Below are 1074 nucleotides of genomic sequence, written 5' to 3'. Positions count from 1 at the left end.
ATCGTTAAAACGTGGATTTTTAGTTTGCACTTCAAGCCCCCTCCGGTTGCGAGCGCCCTCGCGTTGGTATCCGGGAGTTTGAAAGCACTGAGCTCAGTCAGCCTTTTGCTTTTAGTGCTAGAGCGCACCTGGACATAGCAAAAGCTCCCGGAATCCGGGAGATACCAGTAAAGTGGTATCGATTTTTTGTACTGAGCTTTCGGACTTTCAAATCCCTTATTGATCGCTGCGTAGACGACCAAAGCATATTTTGAGTGATAAAGTAATTTCAGAAGATTAGCAAGGAAAATTAAAAGATTTGCTACGTGGTTATACTGTAAAACATTATCGTTTGAGGTGTGGTAATAATGGTTCGCTAGAGCAAGGATATATCGTCGAGAGATTTTCAAGTATGTAAGTTTATAAGGTGCTTTTTGTGAAAAAGTGTGTTGAATATTTGGGAGCTAGGCTTATCTGTTAGAAATGTCGTTAAAACGTGGATTTTTAGTTTGCACTTCAAGTCCCCTCCGGTTGCGAGCGCCCTCGCATGAGTATTCCGGGAGGTTGAAAGTACTGAGCCTAATCAGCCTTTTGCTTTTAGTGCTTATCGCACTTGGACATAGCAAAAACTCCCAGAACTCCGGGATACCCATAAGGTGGGGTAAATTAACGTTTGAGTTTTCGGGCTTCAACTCCCTCTTGATCGTTGCGTAGACGATCAAAGCACCTTTTGAGTGATAAAGTAATTTCAAAGGATTGGCAAGAACAATTAAAAGATTTGGAAAATGAGAGCATTTTTTGTATCTTAAAAATTATCTAATGATTTTTCTATGTCTTATGCCGTAAAATAGGGGTGTTTGAGGGGGAAGTAAGAAGGGATCATTAGAGGCAATGGTATATCGTCGAGAGATCTTCAAGCATGTAAGTTTATAAGGTGCTTTTTGTGAAAAAGTGTATTGAATATTTTAGGGGTGAGCTTGTCTGTTGTGTTTGGGGGATGGTGATATTCGATATCGAAAGCTTGGAGCGTGCAGGAAGGTATCGGGCGAGGGGTAGTGAGTGCTCTTTTGCCTCAGTTGATTGATGTGGTTGGAC

The organism is Bartonella queenslandensis AUST/NH15 (assembly GCF_000312585.1).
Taxonomy (GTDB): Bacteria; Pseudomonadota; Alphaproteobacteria; order Rhizobiales; family Rhizobiaceae; genus Bartonella; species Bartonella queenslandensis_A.
Note: the sequence above shows the minus strand (reverse complement) of the source record.